The sequence below is a fragment of the Mesorhizobium sp. M0491 genome (assembly GCF_040321265.1).
GTDB lineage: Bacteria > Pseudomonadota > Alphaproteobacteria > Rhizobiales > Rhizobiaceae > Mesorhizobium.
The window spans coordinates 141563-157734 of the sequence record NZ_JAMYRE010000014.1; the positions used below are offsets into that span (position 1 = coordinate 141563).

General features: G+C 63.4%; 13 protein-coding genes. All 13 read left to right on the forward strand.

All coding sequences use genetic code 11. The annotated features are described in order from the left end of the window. Positions 1-85: 85 nt before the first annotated feature. From tssA to tagF, 13 genes are read left to right on the forward strand one after another with little or no spacing between them, the layout of a single operon-like run. Positions 86-1252, forward strand: a complete 1167-nt coding sequence (tssA, locus tag NKI69_RS19760; protein ID WP_023809139.1) for a type VI secretion system protein TssA — start codon at positions 86-88, stop codon at positions 1250-1252. 6 nt (positions 1253-1258) lie between these two features. Further along, positions 1259-1798: a type VI secretion system contractile sheath small subunit gene (gene tssB, locus NKI69_RS19765; RefSeq protein ID WP_023809140.1), complete on the forward strand. Its 540-nt coding sequence runs from the start codon at positions 1259-1261 to the stop codon at positions 1796-1798. Positions 1799-1801: 3 nt separating this feature from the next. Beyond that, positions 1802-3307, forward strand: coding sequence for a type VI secretion system contractile sheath large subunit (gene tssC, locus NKI69_RS19770; protein WP_023809141.1), 1506 nt, complete (start codon positions 1802-1804; stop codon positions 3305-3307). 47 nt (positions 3308-3354) lie between these two features. Further along, a complete protein-coding gene (locus NKI69_RS19775) occupies positions 3355-3816 on the forward strand; it encodes an Hcp family type VI secretion system effector (protein ID WP_027035516.1) in 462 nt (153 codons plus the stop codon). Further along, on the forward strand, positions 3803-4558 hold the full coding sequence (tssE, locus tag NKI69_RS19780; protein WP_023809143.1) for a type VI secretion system baseplate subunit TssE: 756 nt from the start codon (positions 3803-3805) through the stop codon (positions 4556-4558). The genes NKI69_RS19775 and tssE overlap by 14 nt, the downstream gene beginning before the upstream one ends. A gap of 1 nt (position 4559) precedes the next feature. Next, entirely contained in the window at positions 4560-6434 is a 1875-nt protein-coding gene (gene tssF / locus NKI69_RS19785; RefSeq protein WP_023809144.1) for a type VI secretion system baseplate subunit TssF, read from the forward strand. Beyond that, a complete protein-coding gene (gene tssG / locus NKI69_RS19790) occupies positions 6398-7465 on the forward strand; it encodes a type VI secretion system baseplate subunit TssG (RefSeq protein ID WP_023809145.1) in 1068 nt (355 codons plus the stop codon). Before tssF ends, tssG begins: the two co-directional genes overlap by 37 nt. After that, positions 7462-8934 carry a type VI secretion system-associated FHA domain protein TagH gene (gene tagH / locus NKI69_RS19795; RefSeq protein WP_023809146.1) on the forward strand — a complete coding sequence of 491 codons (1473 nt, stop codon included), beginning with the start codon at positions 7462-7464 and terminating at the stop codon, positions 8932-8934. The genes tssG and tagH overlap by 4 nt, the downstream gene beginning before the upstream one ends. Positions 8935-8937: 3 nt before the next feature. Continuing rightward, a complete protein-coding gene (gene tssJ, locus NKI69_RS19800) occupies positions 8938-9390 on the forward strand; it encodes a type VI secretion system lipoprotein TssJ (protein ID WP_023809147.1) in 453 nt (150 codons plus the stop codon). 39 nt (positions 9391-9429) lie between these two features. Then, on the forward strand, positions 9430-10764 hold the full coding sequence (tssK, locus tag NKI69_RS19805) for a type VI secretion system baseplate subunit TssK (RefSeq protein ID WP_023809148.1): 1335 nt from the start codon (positions 9430-9432) through the stop codon (positions 10762-10764). 4 nt (positions 10765-10768) lie between these two features. After that, positions 10769-12091, forward strand: coding sequence for a type IVB secretion system protein IcmH/DotU (icmH, locus tag NKI69_RS19810; protein ID WP_023809149.1), 1323 nt, complete (start codon positions 10769-10771; stop codon positions 12089-12091). A 1-nt stretch (position 12092) separates the two neighbouring features. Beyond that, positions 12093-15629, forward strand: coding sequence for a type VI secretion system membrane subunit TssM (gene tssM, locus NKI69_RS19815; protein ID WP_023809150.1), 3537 nt, complete (start codon positions 12093-12095; stop codon positions 15627-15629). Next, on the forward strand, positions 15626-16159 hold the full coding sequence (gene tagF / locus NKI69_RS19820; RefSeq protein ID WP_050592624.1) for a type VI secretion system-associated protein TagF: 534 nt from the start codon (positions 15626-15628) through the stop codon (positions 16157-16159). The genes tssM and tagF overlap by 4 nt, the downstream gene beginning before the upstream one ends. The last annotated feature ends 13 nt before the right edge of the window (positions 16160-16172 follow it).

Here is a 16172-nt window from a genome sequence, read left to right on the forward strand (position 1 = left end):
AAGCAGTCGTCGAATTGTGGTAAAGTACAACGGTGTGATAACGTTGGGTCACGTACGGTTTGAGGGCCGGTCGCTGGGGGTTGGTGTGATTGATGTCGCACTCTGGCTTACTCCGCTCGACGGTGAAAATCCGTCAGGGGAGGATTTGCGCAACGACCCGGCTTTTCATGAGCTGGAGCGTCGGACCGAGCCCGAGGTCAAGGTCGTCCACGACGGCAACAACAAGCCCACTTCGCAAAGCACCATTCCAGTCGACTGGTCCGCGGTGCTGGCAAAGGCGGCGGAATTGCGCGCGCATGGCCGGGACCTGCGCCTGCTCGTCATTGTCACGCGCGCGCTGGCCAATGAAGACGGACTGGCCGGGCTGGCGCAAGGCCTGACCCTCATTGCGCAGACCTTCGATCAGCATTGGGAAACCATGCATCCGGCCCTGCGGCCCAACGCTTCGCCGCGCGACGCCGCCTTGCGCCGGATCAACGCACTGCTCGATCTCCAGAATGGCCAGGACGGGCTGTTGGCGAACCTGCGGCAGATGATTTTCTTTACGCCACGCTCGATCGGGCCGATCAGCGGACGCGACCTGGAACAAGCCGCCCTCGACGACCGTGTCATGCTCCAGGAAGCCGCCTCGGGATTGAACACGGCGGAAAAGGCCGCACTGGTCAGTGCGCACGGACAATTGTTGAACCGGGTGCGCGCCGGTTGTGCGGCTCAGATTGATCAAGCCGGTGCAGAGATGGTCTCGCTGGCCGCCGACGTCCGGGCGGCGATCGCAGCCCTTGACGAGGTCGAAACCGCCCTCAACGCCCGCCTCGAGGGCGGCGGCGCTCCCGTTCCGGACTTAAACCGGTTTCTGCAGCGTTTGCTGACGACCCTCGAACGGAACTCGGGTGCGGTGGCCAATGGCATGGCCAAGACGCCCACTGCGGCAGAACCGGCAACGCCTGCTCGAAACGGTCATGGAGCCGAGACTATGGCAAGTGCGGCAAGCTACACGGATACCAGCACGGGGCTTCCCGACCGGATTTCCTCACGCGACGACGTGGTCAAATGCCTCGACCTGGTCGTCGCCTTTTATGACCGCACCGAACCCTCGAGCCCGATACCGCATCTGGCGCGGCGTGTGCGCCGCATGGTGCACATGGATTTCGTTGAACTGATGGAAGATCTCGCCCCGTCTGGGCTGAAGGAATTCCGGCTCCTTGCCGGCGTTCCCGATGTCAAGAAGACGGCTCAGAAGGATGAAAGGTAAGAGCACATGCCAGCCGAAAGCAAAGCGAAGGTCATCGAACGAAATCGCGCGCCGCGGGTGCAGATCGCCTACGACGTGGAAACCTACGGTAGTCCGACCACGATCGAATTGCCTTTCGTCATGGCCGTGATGGCCGACCTTTCCGGCGCTTCGCAGACCAAGGAAGCGTCAAAATCGGTGCTGGACCGGTCCTTCGTCGAGACCGACGCGAACCGCTTCCCCAGATTCATGGAAGCGCTTGGGCCGCGCGTCAAAGCCCGGGTGAAGAACACGCTGCCGCAAGCCGAAGGCCAGGAGCGCGACGAGGAACTGGCGCTCGATCTCACCTTCACCAAGATGGGCGATTTCGCTCCCGACAAGGTTGCCGAGCAGGTGCCGCAACTGGCCGAGATCCTCAAGATGCGCCGCCAACTCGAGGAACTGCTTGGCTTCATGGATGGCCGCGTCGACGCCGAAAAACGCATCGCGCAACTTCTGAACAACGAACCACTTCTTGGCAAGATCGCCAGCCAGGCGCTGGCCGACGACGACAAGGTTGGGGAGTAAATCATGGCCGAACAGCAAAAGACCGCCGCCGTCGCCGCCGAGGCGGAAGCCATAGATCTTGGAGAATTCAGCGGGCTTCTCGAGAAGGATTTCAAGGTCAAGAAGGACGACAGCGAGAAACTGCAGCAACTCGTGCGCAATCTCGCACTCGCGGCGCAGTCCCGTTCCGAGACCACCACCATCTCCTCCAATGCGATCAAGTCGATCAAGTCGCTGATCGCGGGCATCGACAAGATGCTGACGACACAGGTCAACGAGATCCTGCACGCGCCCGAAGTGCGTGAGATGGAAGGCACATGGCGCGGCCTCTGGTATCTCATCAACAACACCGAGACGGATCAGAAGCTGAAGATCCGGGTGATGAACATCTCCAAGGAGCAACTGGCCGACACGCTCGAAGACTATGAAGGCCAGATGTGGGATCAGAGCCCGATCTTCAAGAAAGTCTATACGGACGAGTATTCGATGCTTGGCGGCGAGCCGATCGGCTGTGTGATTGGCGCCTACGAATTCTCGAACCACCCGCGCGACGTCGGTTTGTTGCGTAACATCTCCGGCATCTGTGCTTCAGCACACACGCCGTTTATCGCAGCCGCCTCGCCGCGCCTGTTCCGCATGGACAGCTGGCAGGAATTGCCGAACCCGCAAGATCTCCAGCAGATCGTCTCCAACCCGGCCTATGCCTCGTGGCAGTCGTTGCGCGAGAGCGAGGACGCTCGCTATATCGGCCTGACCATGCCGCGTGTTCTGGCGCGGCTGCCATACGGCACGGATACCGTTCCGGTGAAGGGCTTCACCTTCGAGGAAGAGGTGCAGGGCGATCACAACAAATATGTCTGGATGAACGCCGCCTTCCCTATGGGCGTGAACATAAACCGCAGCCACAAGCTCTATGGCTGGGGCACGCAGATCCGCGGCGTCGAGAATGGCGGCACGGTGCTTAACCTGCCGGTGCACAGCTTCCCGACCGATGACGGATCGATCGCGATGAAATGTCCGACCGAAGTCGCCATCGACGACCGGCGCGAAGCGGAACTGGCCAAGCTCGGCCTGATGCCGATCCTGCATCGAAAGAACACCGATCTCGCGGCCTTCATCGGCGCACACTCACTGCAGGACGACGAGACGCGGGCGGGGCGGCTGGTCGACCCCGACGCGCAGTCCAATGAGCGGCTGAGTGCCAACCTGCCCTATCTCTTCCCGGTCTCGCGCTTTGCGCATTACCTCAAGGCCATTGCGCGCGACAAGGTCGGCTCGTTCAAAGAGCGCTCCGACATGCAGATCTGGCTGACCGAATGGATCAACCGATATGTGCTGGCCAACCCGGCCTTCGCCGACGACAAGGCGCGCGCCAAGCGCCCGCTTGCCGCGGCCGAGGTTCAGGTGGACAGCGTTGAGGGGCGGCCGGGCTATTACAACGCCCGCTTCTATTTGCGTCCGCATTACCAGCTCGAGGGCATCAATGCCTCGCTCCGACTGGTCTCGGAACTACCGTCCGTGAAGACTTGAATTGCAGCAACACCATCTTGGTTTTTTGAAAGCGGTGGAGAAAGACAATGCCCACAGGTACGAAGATTGATGGCTTTCTAAAAGTTCCGGATATCAAAGGCCCAAGCGTTCGTGACGGCCACGAGGACGAAATCGAAATCCATGGGGTCGATTACAAGATAGTCGCGCCATACGATCCGAATTCGCTCTCGCGCCGCGGCCGTGTCTCCTTGGGAATGATCAAGTTCACCAAGCACTACGACAAGTCCTCGCCCTATCTGAAGAAAGCACTGTTCGAGAACAAGGCGCTGGACGAAGTGGTGTTCTCGGCTCGCCGGACCATCGATGGCGAGACGAATGATTACCTGGTCGTCACCCTCACCGACGCCTCGATCATGGAATACGACCTGTCGCAGGCGGAGGATGAGGAAGACCTGATCGAGGAAGAGGTCAGCTTCGCCTACAAGAAGATCAAGTTCGTCTATGACGGCAATGACGAAATCGAAATGGATGTCTATGTCGGCAAGTGAGGGCCGGCGGCCCGACGCGGACAAGCTGCAGGTCACCGCTGGTTCGCGAGCAAAACGCGAAGCGGTCCAGCCCTCTCTCTGGGACCGCCTCGTAAACGACCTGCCGGGCATGACCTCCGAGATAGACGGGCTGCGCCAGGCCTTGCAGGACGAACTCGGCGCCGACCGGCTGGAGGGTCTGGTTGCGGGCAGCGCGCGGCTCATCGATGCCGATGCGGAGCTGACGGCCGATCAGAAGCGGCGCCTGCACCGCCTGGCCTTTCAGATCCAGCATCGCGTGGAGATGGAAAGCCGCGGCGTGGTCGTGTCGGCCCGCGTGCTCCGGGAGGCCGTGCGGCGCGATATCGAGGCCCTGTTCAACACCGAGCGTTTCGAGGCTGTTCCGCTTCTTTCCGATCTCGAAAGCGAGCAGGCAGCGGACAACCCGCCGTCGCTCGCCGATTTCCCGGAGGTGCGCCGAAGCGTGATCAACTACGGCGTGCCCTCCTTTTCGGGCCGTTCCTCCCGCGATTTTGATCGCGAGGCGCTCGCCCGCGAGATCCGCTCGGTGCTTGCTACCTTCGAGCCACGCCTCAAGGAAAGTACGACGAAGGTCACGGTGACGCTTGGCGACAAGAGCGTGGGTTTGAAGATCGAGATTGACGCGGTGCTGATCATGACGCCGACGCCGGAACGCATGCGTCTGCGCACCACGATCAATCTCGACAACGGCTTGGCGCGGACCGAATTTAGGGAGGCCTGAGATGGATCGGGTCTTCGTGGAATATTACGAGGAGGAACTGACCCATATCCGTGCGCTGGCGGCGGAATTTGCCGACCTGCATCCGGCGGTGGCGCGCAATCTCTCCCTCGACACGGTGCCGTGTCCGGATCCGTATGTCGAGCGGTTGCTTGACGGCGTCGCTTTTCTCGCGGCGCGCACCCGGCTGAAAGTCGATGCCGAGCGCTCGCGGTTTTCACGCAGCGTGCTGGATGTCCTCTATCCCGATCTGGTCACGCCGGCGCCGGCAACGGCTATGGTGGTGCTGAAACCCGGCCAGCAGGTCCAGACGATGGTTGCCGGCCATGTCGTCAAGCGCAACACCCGGCTGGTTTCCGGCCTGCAGCCCGGCCTTTCGACGCGCTGCACCTTCACCACCGCCCAGGACGTCACGCTGTGGCCGATAGCGGTGACTTCGGTAAGCTATTTTCAAGATCGCAGCGCGCTGGCGGCGGCCGGCATAGGGCCGATCGGCGGTGTGGCCGGCGAGGCGGCGCTCCGCATCGTGCTGGCCCGAACCGGAAAAGGCAGGCTCGACGAATTGTCGCTCGACAAGCTTGATCTCTATTTTTCCGGGCGCACCAAGGCACCCTTGATTCTCGACGCGATTTTTGGCGCTTGTTCGGCCGTTGGCGCACGCGCGGAAGGCAAGACCAACCCCGTATCGCCCTTGCCGGAACCCGAAATGATCGGCATCAGCGACGACGAAGCCCTGATGCCTCGGACCCGTCCGACATTCGAGGGGTACCGTCTGCTGCGCGAATATTTCATGATGCCCGAGCGCTTTCACTATGCGCGGGTTTCCGGACTGCAGCCCGTCGTGCGCCGATGCGCCGCCGGGCTCGAGATCATCTTCATGTTCAGGCGTCCAGTGCCCGAGCTTGCCGACTTGACCCCGGCCGATTTCGAACTTTTCGCAACGCCGATCATCAATCTCTTCGAGCGTGAGTGCAACGTCATCGAGCTTGATCCGCGCAGGACGCGCCAGGTGCTGCATGCCGACCGAACGCGGGCGCGTGACTTCGAAATCTATCGGGTCATCCGCGTGGAGGACGCCGACACCGGGGGCAGCGATGCCGAAATTCCGGAGCTCTTCAGCCTGGGTCAGAATCGTGGCAGTGGCTGGGTCTACTCGACCGAGCGGCGTCCTCGTCGCGCGACGGAAGACGAGCGGCGCGACGGGCTGACCCGCACCTCCTACGCAGGGGACGATGTTTTCCTGGCAATTTCACGCCCGGTGGAAAGCCAGGCGAACCGGTCGCTGAAGCGTGTCGACATCGTGGCGCTTTGCACCAACCGCGATCTGCCGATCCTCGATGACAATCCCACTTTGACGCTGGAGGCCGGCGACCCGGTCGAAACGGTGCGGCTTCTCGGCGCGTTGCGTCCGCCTCGCCCGGCCATCCCCGCGGCGCTGCCTTCGGGCGCGGCGGGCGAATCGCGCGCCGACAATCTCGCCTGGCGGCTGGTGGCGCAACTGGCGCTCAATTTTCTCAGCCTTGCCAAGGAAGGCCGCGGCGTCGATCCGCTGCATGCGCTGCTTGATCTTTACGCCGACCGGGGAGATCCGAGCCTTGCCCGCAACGTGCATTCGATCGTTCGCATCGACTCGCGGTCGGTCATCGAACGGCTGCAGATCGACGGCCCGATGTGCTTTGGACGTGGCACGGAAGTAACATTGCATGTCGACCAGTTGGTCCTGGCAGGGCAAAGCACATTGCTGCTTTCGGCCCTGCTGGCACGGCTGTTTGCCCGGCATGCCGGGATAAACGGCTTCGTGCGAACCCGTACGCGGCTGCTGCAGAAGCAGGAGGATGTGCCATGGCCGATGACGCCCGGCAATCGCTACCTGATCTAGACACAGTCGACCCGAACCATGCCGAGGCGCTGTCCGGGACGTTCGACTTCTTCGAACTGTTGCGCCGACTCGAACGGAGGGGCGGGCTGTTCGGCTATTCCGGCTCGCCAGAGCGCGAGCCTGCAAGGCTCGGACAGCATGTGCGTCTTAGCTTTTCGGCCAGGGACGTGGTTGAATTCCACGACGCGAAGGACAAGGCTCCGGCCAGGGTCACCGTCGCAAATCTCGGCCTGATGGGACCCGAAGGTCCGCTGCCGCTGCATCTGACACGCTGGGTGCTCGATCGTCTGTCGCAGCGCTGGTTCACCGGCGCCGATGCCCAGCAAACCAGCGACACGACATTCGTGGACTTCGTCAACATTCTTCAGCACCGCATGATCGCCCTGTATTATCGGGCATGGGCGGATGCGCATCCGGCCGTACAGGTCGAACGCGCGGTCGGCGGGCGCGTTCGCGCCATGCTCGAAGCCATGGCGGGAATAGGACTTCCGGGCACCCAGAACACCGATCTCGATACGGTGAAGCTTCGCCAGGCGGCTTCGCTCGCCAGCCAGGTCGACGGCCCGGAACGGCTGACGCTGTTCCTGGCGGAAGCGTTCAAGGTGCCGGTTCAGATTAAGGAGTTCATCGCCGCCTGGATAATCATCCCAACCGGGCTCCAGACCCGTCTTGCAAAAGCCTATGCAGGGCTTGGCCGAGGAGCGACAATCGGCCCGCGCGTTTTCAACCGCCAAAGCCGAATCGAGCTCCGTGTCGGCCCGCTGGGGTACGAGGACTTCAAGGCGTTCCTGCCCGGTGGCCAGCGGTTCAAACTGTTCAAGCAAGCCGTTCGCGACATGGTCGGGGAATCGCTCGACGTCGATCTGCGCATCGTGCTTGCGCGGGAAGCCGTGCCGCCGCCCCGTCTCGGAGCGGTACAGCTCGGCCGAACTGCCTGGCTTGCGCGGCCTGTTGAAAGGGGCGATGCTGACGATCTGCGGCTGCGCACAATCGTCGGATGGCAGCCGGAAATGGCGGGGGTCGCGACATGAGCCTGCTGCTGACGCTGGAGCAAGGGCCACGCACCCAGGCCGTACGGCACACCCGGCTGGACGAAGGCGACCTGGTGATCGGCCGCAGCGCGGACGCAGGCTGGCAGATCGACGATCCCGACATGTTCGTTTCGCGAGCTCATTGCAGGATCTCGGGCGGGCGAGATGGATATTTCGTCACCGATACGTCAAGCAGCGGATTGTTCATAAACGATTCTGACAGCCCGCTCGGCGCCGGCAAGTCGACGCGTCTTCAAAGCGGTATGCGGCTAAGACTGGGCGACTACGTCGTCTATGTCGATCTGCAGACGCCAACCGCCCAAGCACCCACAGCCGGCCAGCCGGCTCCGGAACGCCTGCCGCCGGCATCCCGGGCGCCGGTGAGCATCGGCCACGACGACTTCTTTTCCGCCACGGTCGAAGAAGAGCCGCGACGGCCACGTCCGGCGGATTTGCCGGACCCGTTCGAACGGCCGGTTCCAGGCGCGTTCGAGCGTGCCACCTCCGGCCAGCGCAGTTCGCCTGGTTTCGATGACCCGTTCAGCCTCGATCCGGTTTCAACGCCTGTGTCGAAAAATGCCGCCTCTTACCGCGAACCGGGCGGCGCGGCGAACCAGGCGGACCCCTTCGGCCTCGACCCCGTGCCGTCTCCCAGCCGGGGAGCCGAGCCCGCTCATGGAAAGCCGTCCGATTTCAAGGATGATTTTGGTTTCGGATCGGCCGCGGCGCCCGGTTCGGCAAACGGCACCGGCTCGGCCGGGCAGCGCGAGCGCATCGCCCAACGACCACAATCCGCCAATCCCTGGGATTTGCCCGCGCAAGCGGCTGACGTCCCGCCTCCGGCGCGGGCAGGTGCTGCTGCCAAACCCGCCCGCCTGCCGGCAGCGCCGCAACTGGGGGACATGGCGCTCCGCTCCGCATTCCTGCATGGCATGGGTGTCGAGGAAGCCGATTTCCCCGAGCGCGACAGCATTGCGGAAATGGAGAAGTTTGGCCGCGAATATCGGTTGATGATGGAAGGCCTGATGCAGCTTCTGCGCAAACGGGCCGAGGAAAAGGGAAACGCTCGCGTCGCCCAGACCATGGTTGGGGCTTCCGAAGTCAATCCGCTCAAGTTTCTGCCGACGGTCGACGACGCCATCGTCACGCTTCTCGCCGAGCGCAGCCCTGGATTTCTCGCCGGCGAAGCGGCAATCGCCGACGCGGTTCGCGACCTCGCCCAACATCACGTGCGCGCCTGGCGCGGCGTACAGGGCGCCTTGCGGCGGATGATTGACCGTTTTGACCCGACAGCGATCGAGGAAGAGCTGAAATCGAATTCCGCGATCGGCACGCTGCTTTCGGGCGGACGCAGCGCCAAGCTGTGGGAGCTTTACCAGAAACGCCACCGTGAAATCGCCGAGAGCGCGGAAAAAAGCTTTCTGGGCGAAATCGGCGCTGATTTTCGGGATGCATATGAGGAGGAGTGAGACATGATCGATCGACGCGAATTCATTGTCGCCTTGGGCGCAACCGGGCTGCTTACGGCTTGCCAGAGCGGGCCGCCGAAACCATCGGTGATCACCGTCAAACTGACCGGCGGGGCCGGTATGAACCCGGGACCGGGCGGCGGCGACCGGCCGGTGACGGTCCTCGTCATGCGGCTGCGCAGCACCGGCAAATTCAATTCCGCCGACTACTTTGCCTTGCAGGGGGATGCCGGTTCGGCACTCGCAGGCGACCTCATCGGATCCGACCAGATAGCCGTCGGGCCGGGAAAGACCGCGTCCAAGACCATCACGGTCGAGCCGGACGCGACGGCGCTGGGCTTCGTTGCACTGATCCGCGAGCCCGGCGGCCGGAACTGGCGGACGACCAAGTCAGTGTCGGCGGGATCACAATTTACGGTCAACGTCTCGCTTGGCAGCGGCGGCATTTCCGCCTAACGGCCAGGGCAAGGGGAGCTCGATGCAGAGAGTAGCGGCATGAGCGATGCAAACAGGGTGCTGTGGTCCGAAGGTCTGTTTCTCCGGACCCAGCATTTCCAGCAGCAGGATCGCTTTTTCGAGGCGACGGTGCGCGGCGCGTTGCAGGCCGGGCAGTTGCATACGTTCGGCTTCCAGCAGCTGACGCTGGATCAGGCATTGCTGGAGGCCGGCCAGATCTCGATCCTGTCCGCACGGGGCATCTTTCCGGACGGAACACCTTTCTCCATTCCAGACATGATGGACGCGCCGCGACCATTGCCGGTCACCCCGGACACGAGCGCCGGGCCGGTGCTGGTGGCCTTGCCTCTGGAGCCTCCGGGAGGTGTCGGCTTCGATCCGGCACACGCAGCCGCCTCGGGAGCACGCTATCACGGGCGGGTCGTTTCGGTGCGTGACGCCGTCCAGGGCGGTTCAGATCCTGAAGAAATCGAGATCGCCCGTCCGCAGGCGCTGCTGCTTGCACCCGGCAAGTCGGTCGGTGGCTACACAGCCTTGCCGATAGCCGACCTCAAGGGGGTTCGAGCCGATGGTGGCGTCTCTCTGGACGAGACCTTCCTGCCGCCGACACTGATTACCGGCGCGGTGGCCTGGTATCGGCAATTGCTTCTGGAAGTTGTCACAGGCCTCGAGCAGATCGCCGAGGCGCATGGCAAGATGGTCATGGGCGGGCCTGGGCGCAGCGTCGAAGATCTGCTGATGCTCAATCTCGCCAATGCGGCGCGTCCGCGGCTCGCCCACATGCTGGCGCAGGATGTCTTCCATCCGGCCGAGCTTTACCTGGAACTTGCCGGGCTCGCTGGTTCGATGGCGACCTACGGATCGAGCGCGCGGCGCCTGGGCGAATTACCCGCTTACGATCACATGGCGCCAGGCCCCGCCTATTCGGCGCTGGCGGATGCGCTGCGCTCGCTCATCCTCAGCCTGCGTTACATCGAGCCTAAATCGCGTGCGCTGCCTGTCATGCGGCATTCGACCAATGTCTGGAAAATCCGCATCGACAACCCGAAGCTGCTGGTGGCCAGCCGGATCGTCATCCGGGTCGGTTCGGAGCTGTCGGAGGACGCGCTGCGCAAGATATTCGTCAATCAGGCGACTGTCGGCTCGGCCGACCAGTTCGAGGGCCTGTGGAAATCGCGATTGCCCGGCATTCCGCTGAAACCGCTTCATTCCCAGCCGCGCGAGATCCCCTACGATGGCGATCGGCTGTGCCTCGAGCTGGACCAGAAAAGCGAGCATTGGGCCTCGCTGCTCGATGCTCCCGGCTTTGTCATCGGCGTTTCGGGCGTGTTGCCAAGCGAGCCGCAGGTGGACTGCTATTCGGTGAACAGGTGAGATCATGAGCCGCGATGATCCGTTCGGACTGTCGGATGATCGCGAACGCACCCGCATACGACTGACCGGCGCGCCGATGCCGCGACCGATGGCGCCGCTGTTGCCGGGGGCGGTGGTAAAGCGGTCTCGGACCCACCCGAACGCGCTTGTCAACGCATTCGCACCCTTGCTCGAGTTCGCTCCCGAGCTCGAGAGTGCGCTGCCGCCGGAGAATCCGGAAACGTTGCGCACCCGATTGCTCGAAGAACTGGTTCGGGCACGCGACATGGCAATGTCGACGGGATCCTCGATGGAGAGGGCCGACCAGGCAGCCTGGATCGTGGCGGCGTTGCTCGATGATCTGGCTCTGAACACGCCCTGGGGTGGGGCCAGCGCCTGGCCTCGGCAGCCGCTTGTGGTCATGCTGCGTGGCGATGTCGATGCCGGCACGCAGTTCTTCACGCGTCTCGACGAACTGGAACGCCATCCCAACCGCGATCGCGAATTGCTGGAACTGCAGTATGATTGCATGGCGCTCGGTTTCCGCGGCAAATATCGCGTGCCTGGGCGATCAGGCGACCGTTCGCTCAATGCCGTTCGCGTGGCGGCGGCACGCTTCCTGCGCGATGCCGACGCTGAAGGCGCGCCACTGTCGCCAAACTGGAAGGGCGTGATCGCATCCGACGAGCCGCAGCGCTTCATCGTTCCGATCTGGGTCATGGCGCTCGGTGCGGCGGTTGTTTCCACAGCGATCCATATCGGGCTCTCGATGGGACTGAGCAGCCAGGCGGTCGAGCTTTCCGCACTTGTGCGCACCTTGCCGCCGCCTGCACGCGGCGACATCAGCCGTACGTCGCCCAAGGTCGAGGCCCCGCCGCCGGAGAAAGTGGATTTTGCGCTGTTGCCGGAATTTCAGGCCGGTGCACCGGCCGACCTCAGATCCGCCCTCAGCGGCACCGAGAGCGTCTCGCTGGCCAAGCTGATCATCCAGGCCTCCAACCCCGAACTGTTCCAGTCGTCGCGGCCACAACTGACCGAAGGCTTCGAGCCTCTGATCGGTTCGATCGCCAAGGTGATCCTCGCCAATCAGGAGCTGATCGGAAACATCACGGTGATCGGTCATACGGACGGCGTTCCTCTGCAAAAGACCAATCCGCTGTCGACCAACCAGCGGCTGTCCGAGGCTCGCGCCCAGACGATTGCCGACATGCTGGTCCAGAACGGAGTGCCACGGGACCGCGTCCATTCCGAGGGCCGCGCGGCCACCGATCCAGTGGCCAGCGACAGCACGCGCCAGGGGCGAGCCTTGAACCGCCGCGCCGAGGTGCTTGTCGAAAAGAGGCTGTGAGATGTTCATCCTGCGCTTCCTCTGGGCGGTTCTGACATCGCGCTGGCTGTGGACGCTGATCGGCATCACGCTGCTTTCCCTGGTCATCTGGGTGTTCGGTCCGATCGTCAGGGTCGGTGCCTACGAACCGTTCGCCTCTGAAAATGTGCGCATCGTCATCATCGCGCTGCTGGTCATCTTCTGGCTGATCTGGCTGATCGTCGCCCAGCGCCGGGCGATCCGCGCCAACCGCCTGTTCGTCGCCGACATTGCCGCGCCCGCGGTGGAAAAGCCGCTGAGCCCCGGCGAAGAGAACGTCGCTGCCGTGGGTGCCAAGTTCGCCGAGGTGATGGCCGAACTGAAGCGCCGCAAGCTGGGCGGCCGCAAGTTTCTGCGCGACATGCCGTGGTATGTGATCGTCGGGCCGCCGGCCACCGGCAAGACCACGGCTCTGCGGCAGTCCGGACTGAATTTTCCGATCGACCTCACCGACGACCTGCAAGGGGTCGGCGGCACCCGCAACTGCGACTGGTTCTTTTCCGAAAACGCGGTTCTGATCGATACCGCCGGCCGCTATGTGCAGCAGGAGAGCCAGCCCGATGTGGACGCGGCGGAATGGCTGGGCTTCCTCGACCTTTTGAAGAAGCATCGCGGCCGCCGCGCGCTCAACGGCGTCATCGTGGCGCTTTCGATCGACGTGCTTTCGGAGGGCGACGAAGCCATCAAGGCGCACGGCCGCAAGATCCGCCGCCGGTTGGCCGAGCTCAACGACCGGCTCGAAATCCGCCTTCCGGTCTATCTGATGCTGACCAAGGCCGATCTGATCAAGGGTTTCGAAGCCTTCTTCGGCGGTCTGTCCACCGCCTCGCGCGAGCAGGTGTGGGGAACGACCTTCGCGCTGGATGCGCGCGTGGATGCCAAGACCATCGAACGCGAAATTTCGACGCTGGCGACGGAGCTGGAGCGGCGGCTGGTGCCGCGCCTGGAGGATGAGGAAAAACTCGCCGCCCGTGCAGAGATCTTCCGGTTTCCTGCCCAACTCGCAAGCCTGTCCGAACCGATCCAGGTGCTGGTCGAGGCGATGTTCGGCGAAAGCCGGTATGAAGAGGCTGCATGGCTGCGCGGCCTCTACCTGACGTCGGCGACTCAGGAAGGGGCGCCTATCGACCGACTGACCGCGGCGCTGTCGTCGTCTTTCGGTCTTCCGCCACGGCGGGTCCTGCCCGCACCAAGGGTCGAGAAACGCAGCTTCTTCCTGAAGAACCTGCTCACCGAAGTCATCTTCAAGGAAGCAGGCCTGGGTACGTTCGACCCGCTGGCGCAACGCCGCCGCGCCTGGATCTGGCGGGGCGCGGCGGCTGCCTGTGCCACAGCGGGCTTGCTGGCCAGTGCGGTGTTTGCCTGGTCCTACTACGACAACCGCAATGCGATCTCGGCCCAGGCAAGCCAGTTCGAAGCGCTGCAGACGCCGTTGACCTCGGCTGCCGCAAACCCGGCATCGGTGCAGCAGCCTGCCATCGACGGCGCGCTCGAGGCAATGGACGCGGTCTCAAATGCCCGGACAGCACCGCCGGCCGCTGTCCAGGATCTGCTAGGGCCATCGGCCTCGGCGGAACTGGTGCGGGCTCAGACCGACACCTACGATCACGCCTTGCGCAACGTGCTTGAGCCGCACATGGTGGCCCTTCTCGAGGCCACCATGTGGCGGCAGATCCGCGATCCGGATTTCATGCTCGGCGCTCTCAAGACCTATCGTATGATGACGGGTCTGTCGCAGATGGATCCCGACTACACCCAGAACTGGTGGGTCAACAGCCTTCCCGAATTCGCGGCCGCAGCACCATTTCCAACCGCCGATGCCGAAGAGCATCAGCTTGCGGCCATCCGCCGGATGACGGTCGACGAAAGCTATATCGAGCCCGACCAGGCGCTGGTTGCCGAAGCGCTGAAAACGGTATGCACGATTTCATTGCCGGCGCGTGCCTACAAGCAATTGCTGGCCGATCCGGTAGTGGCCGGGCTCAAAGAATGGATTCCGGCGAATTTCGCCGGTCCCAACGGCGCCAAGGTTTTTGCGCGTCGCTCCGGCAAGACGCTTCGCGTCGGCATTTCGGGAGCATTCACCTATGCAGGCTTCCATGACGCCGTTCTCGACCGGATCGAGGATGTGGCAGCACAAGCGGCGCTGGATCGGGCGGTCTTCGCCGGGGGCTGCTCCGAGAACTCCGAAACGTCCGTGTCGGCGCTGTCCGAGGACATCCTGAAGCTCTACTACGACGACTATATCGCACAGTGGGACAGCTTCCTGCGCGATATGAGGCTGGCGCCGTTGAGCGACCTCAATGTCGCCAGTGAGAATCTGAAGGATCTTTCCAGCGCCGATTCAGCGCTGAAACGCCTGCTCACGGCGGTCGTTCAGGAGACCGAGCTTACCCGGTCCGATGAAGCGCCGGCCGACGACAAGGCGGCGGCCAAGGGCGGCTCGAAACTGCTCGGCAAACTCGGCAAGCTCGGCAAGATCGTCAAAACGGGGGCAAAGCTGCTTCCACGCGCGGGCTCAGCTGACGAGGTGGATCTTACCGGCAACCTGGTGGCCGAACACTTCAAGCCGCTCAAAGGTGCTATTGCCGAGGTCGACGGCCAGCCGCCAGCACTCGACGCCGCGGTGGTGGCTTTGACGGCGCTGTCCAACGTTTTGCAGACGGTCACGGCCAATCCCGATCCCCAGGATGCCATCAAGAAGCAAGGCGGCCTCGCCGAACTGACGGGGGCGGTCGCAAGGCAAGCGCAAATCCTGCCCGACCCGGTCGACGACTGGCTCGGCGGTGTCGCCGGCGACACCAGCGGGTTGACGCAAAAGGCGGTCACCTCGGAGCTCAACGCCATCTGGCGCGCCGACATCCTGCCCTTCTGCCAGGCGGCGCTCAACGACCGCTATCCGTTCAGTCCCGAAAGCGCGGTGGACGTCAATGTCCGCGACTTCGCCCGCCTGTTCGGACCGGCGGGCCTGATCGACGCGTTCACCAACGACCATTTGATCAGCTATGTCGACACCGCCAGCCAGCCGTGGAAATGGCGTGCCGATTTCGGCCTCGACCCTTCGGCGCTGGCGGCTTTCGAGCAGGCCAGGCGGATACGCGACGATCTCTTTCCCGGCGGTACAGGACCGGTGATGAGCTTCACGCTGGAACCCAAGGACCTGTCTCCGAACGTCACGCGCGTAACGCTCAATCTCGATGGCCAGACCCTCGTCTACTTCAACAACGCGACGCGGCCGCAACCGATGACCTGGCCCGGCAAGGAGGGCACCGGGGTCATCTCGCTCGCCTTCCAGCCCATCGATGGTTCGCCCGAAATCATGCTCAACGAGACCGGCAGCTGGGCGTGGCTGAGGATGCTGCGCAGCGGCCGATTCACTGGAACCTCGCTGTCCGATGTCTACAGCCTGCGGCTGGGCACGAAAGGCATGTACGCCGATTTCGAGCTCAAGGCCGCCAGCGTCGAAAACCCTTACAACCTGCAAATGTTCAAGAAATTCTCATGTCCGCCGCAGATATGAGCACCGGCTTCTTCGGCAAGATTCCGGCGACCGGAGATTTTGTCGCCGCGAACTTGCCGCGAGCGTTCATCGACCGCTGGGACCGGTGGATGTCGATGGAACTGCGCGAGAGGCCAGACGAGGGGGAATTGGATTCGCGTGTCTGGCGCTTCATCGTCAAGGGCGGCATTTTCGGCGACCAGCCCTGTGCCGGCGTCTGGCGCATGAGCGAGGATCGCGTCGGCCGCCGTTATCCGTTCGCCATCGTCCGGCTTGGGGCCCCGCCGGAGCCGGGCGACCCGTGGTACGATGCAGTGGCCTCGCTTCTTCAGAACTGCGTCGACAACTACTGGGCGCAGACCCGGCTGGCCGAAAGCCTTCAGATTTTGCCACCTCCGGGCGCCGCCGCCGCGACCGACAAGATCGCATTCTGGAGCGACGACTGGGAGGTCAGGGAGTTCGGCTTCGCCGACATCCACGACCTTGCTCAAAATGCCCTGCCCGCGATGCGCGGCATCGCCGGAGACGGCGGGGTCCTGAGCCATGGGTAACACGGTCTACGCC

What these genes read in the sequence shown, in the direction of transcription:
- tssF (WP_023809144.1), top strand. Translation starts at nt 4,560, where the DNA reads ATGGATCGGGTCTTCGTGGAATATTACGAGGAGGAACTGACCCATATC.
- tssM (WP_023809150.1), top strand. Translation starts at nt 12,093, where the DNA reads ATGTTCATCCTGCGCTTCCTCTGGGCGGTTCTGACATCGCGCTGGCTG.
- tssG (WP_023809145.1), top strand. Translation starts at nt 6,398, where the DNA reads ATGGCCGATGACGCCCGGCAATCGCTACCTGATCTAGACACAGTCGAC.
- tssC (WP_023809141.1), top strand. Translation starts at nt 1,802, where the DNA reads ATGGCCGAACAGCAAAAGACCGCCGCCGTCGCCGCCGAGGCGGAAGCC.
- tagF (WP_050592624.1), top strand. Translation starts at nt 15,626, where the DNA reads ATGAGCACCGGCTTCTTCGGCAAGATTCCGGCGACCGGAGATTTTGTC.
- tssK (WP_023809148.1), top strand. Translation starts at nt 9,430, where the DNA reads ATGAGCGATGCAAACAGGGTGCTGTGGTCCGAAGGTCTGTTTCTCCGG.
- NKI69_RS19775 (WP_027035516.1), top strand. Translation starts at nt 3,355, where the DNA reads ATGCCCACAGGTACGAAGATTGATGGCTTTCTAAAAGTTCCGGATATC.
- tssB (WP_023809140.1), top strand. Translation starts at nt 1,259, where the DNA reads ATGCCAGCCGAAAGCAAAGCGAAGGTCATCGAACGAAATCGCGCGCCG.
- tssE (WP_023809143.1), top strand. Translation starts at nt 3,803, where the DNA reads ATGTCGGCAAGTGAGGGCCGGCGGCCCGACGCGGACAAGCTGCAGGTC.
- tagH (WP_023809146.1), top strand. Translation starts at nt 7,462, where the DNA reads ATGAGCCTGCTGCTGACGCTGGAGCAAGGGCCACGCACCCAGGCCGTA.
- tssJ (WP_023809147.1), top strand. Translation starts at nt 8,938, where the DNA reads ATGATCGATCGACGCGAATTCATTGTCGCCTTGGGCGCAACCGGGCTG.
- icmH (WP_023809149.1), top strand. Translation starts at nt 10,769, where the DNA reads ATGAGCCGCGATGATCCGTTCGGACTGTCGGATGATCGCGAACGCACC.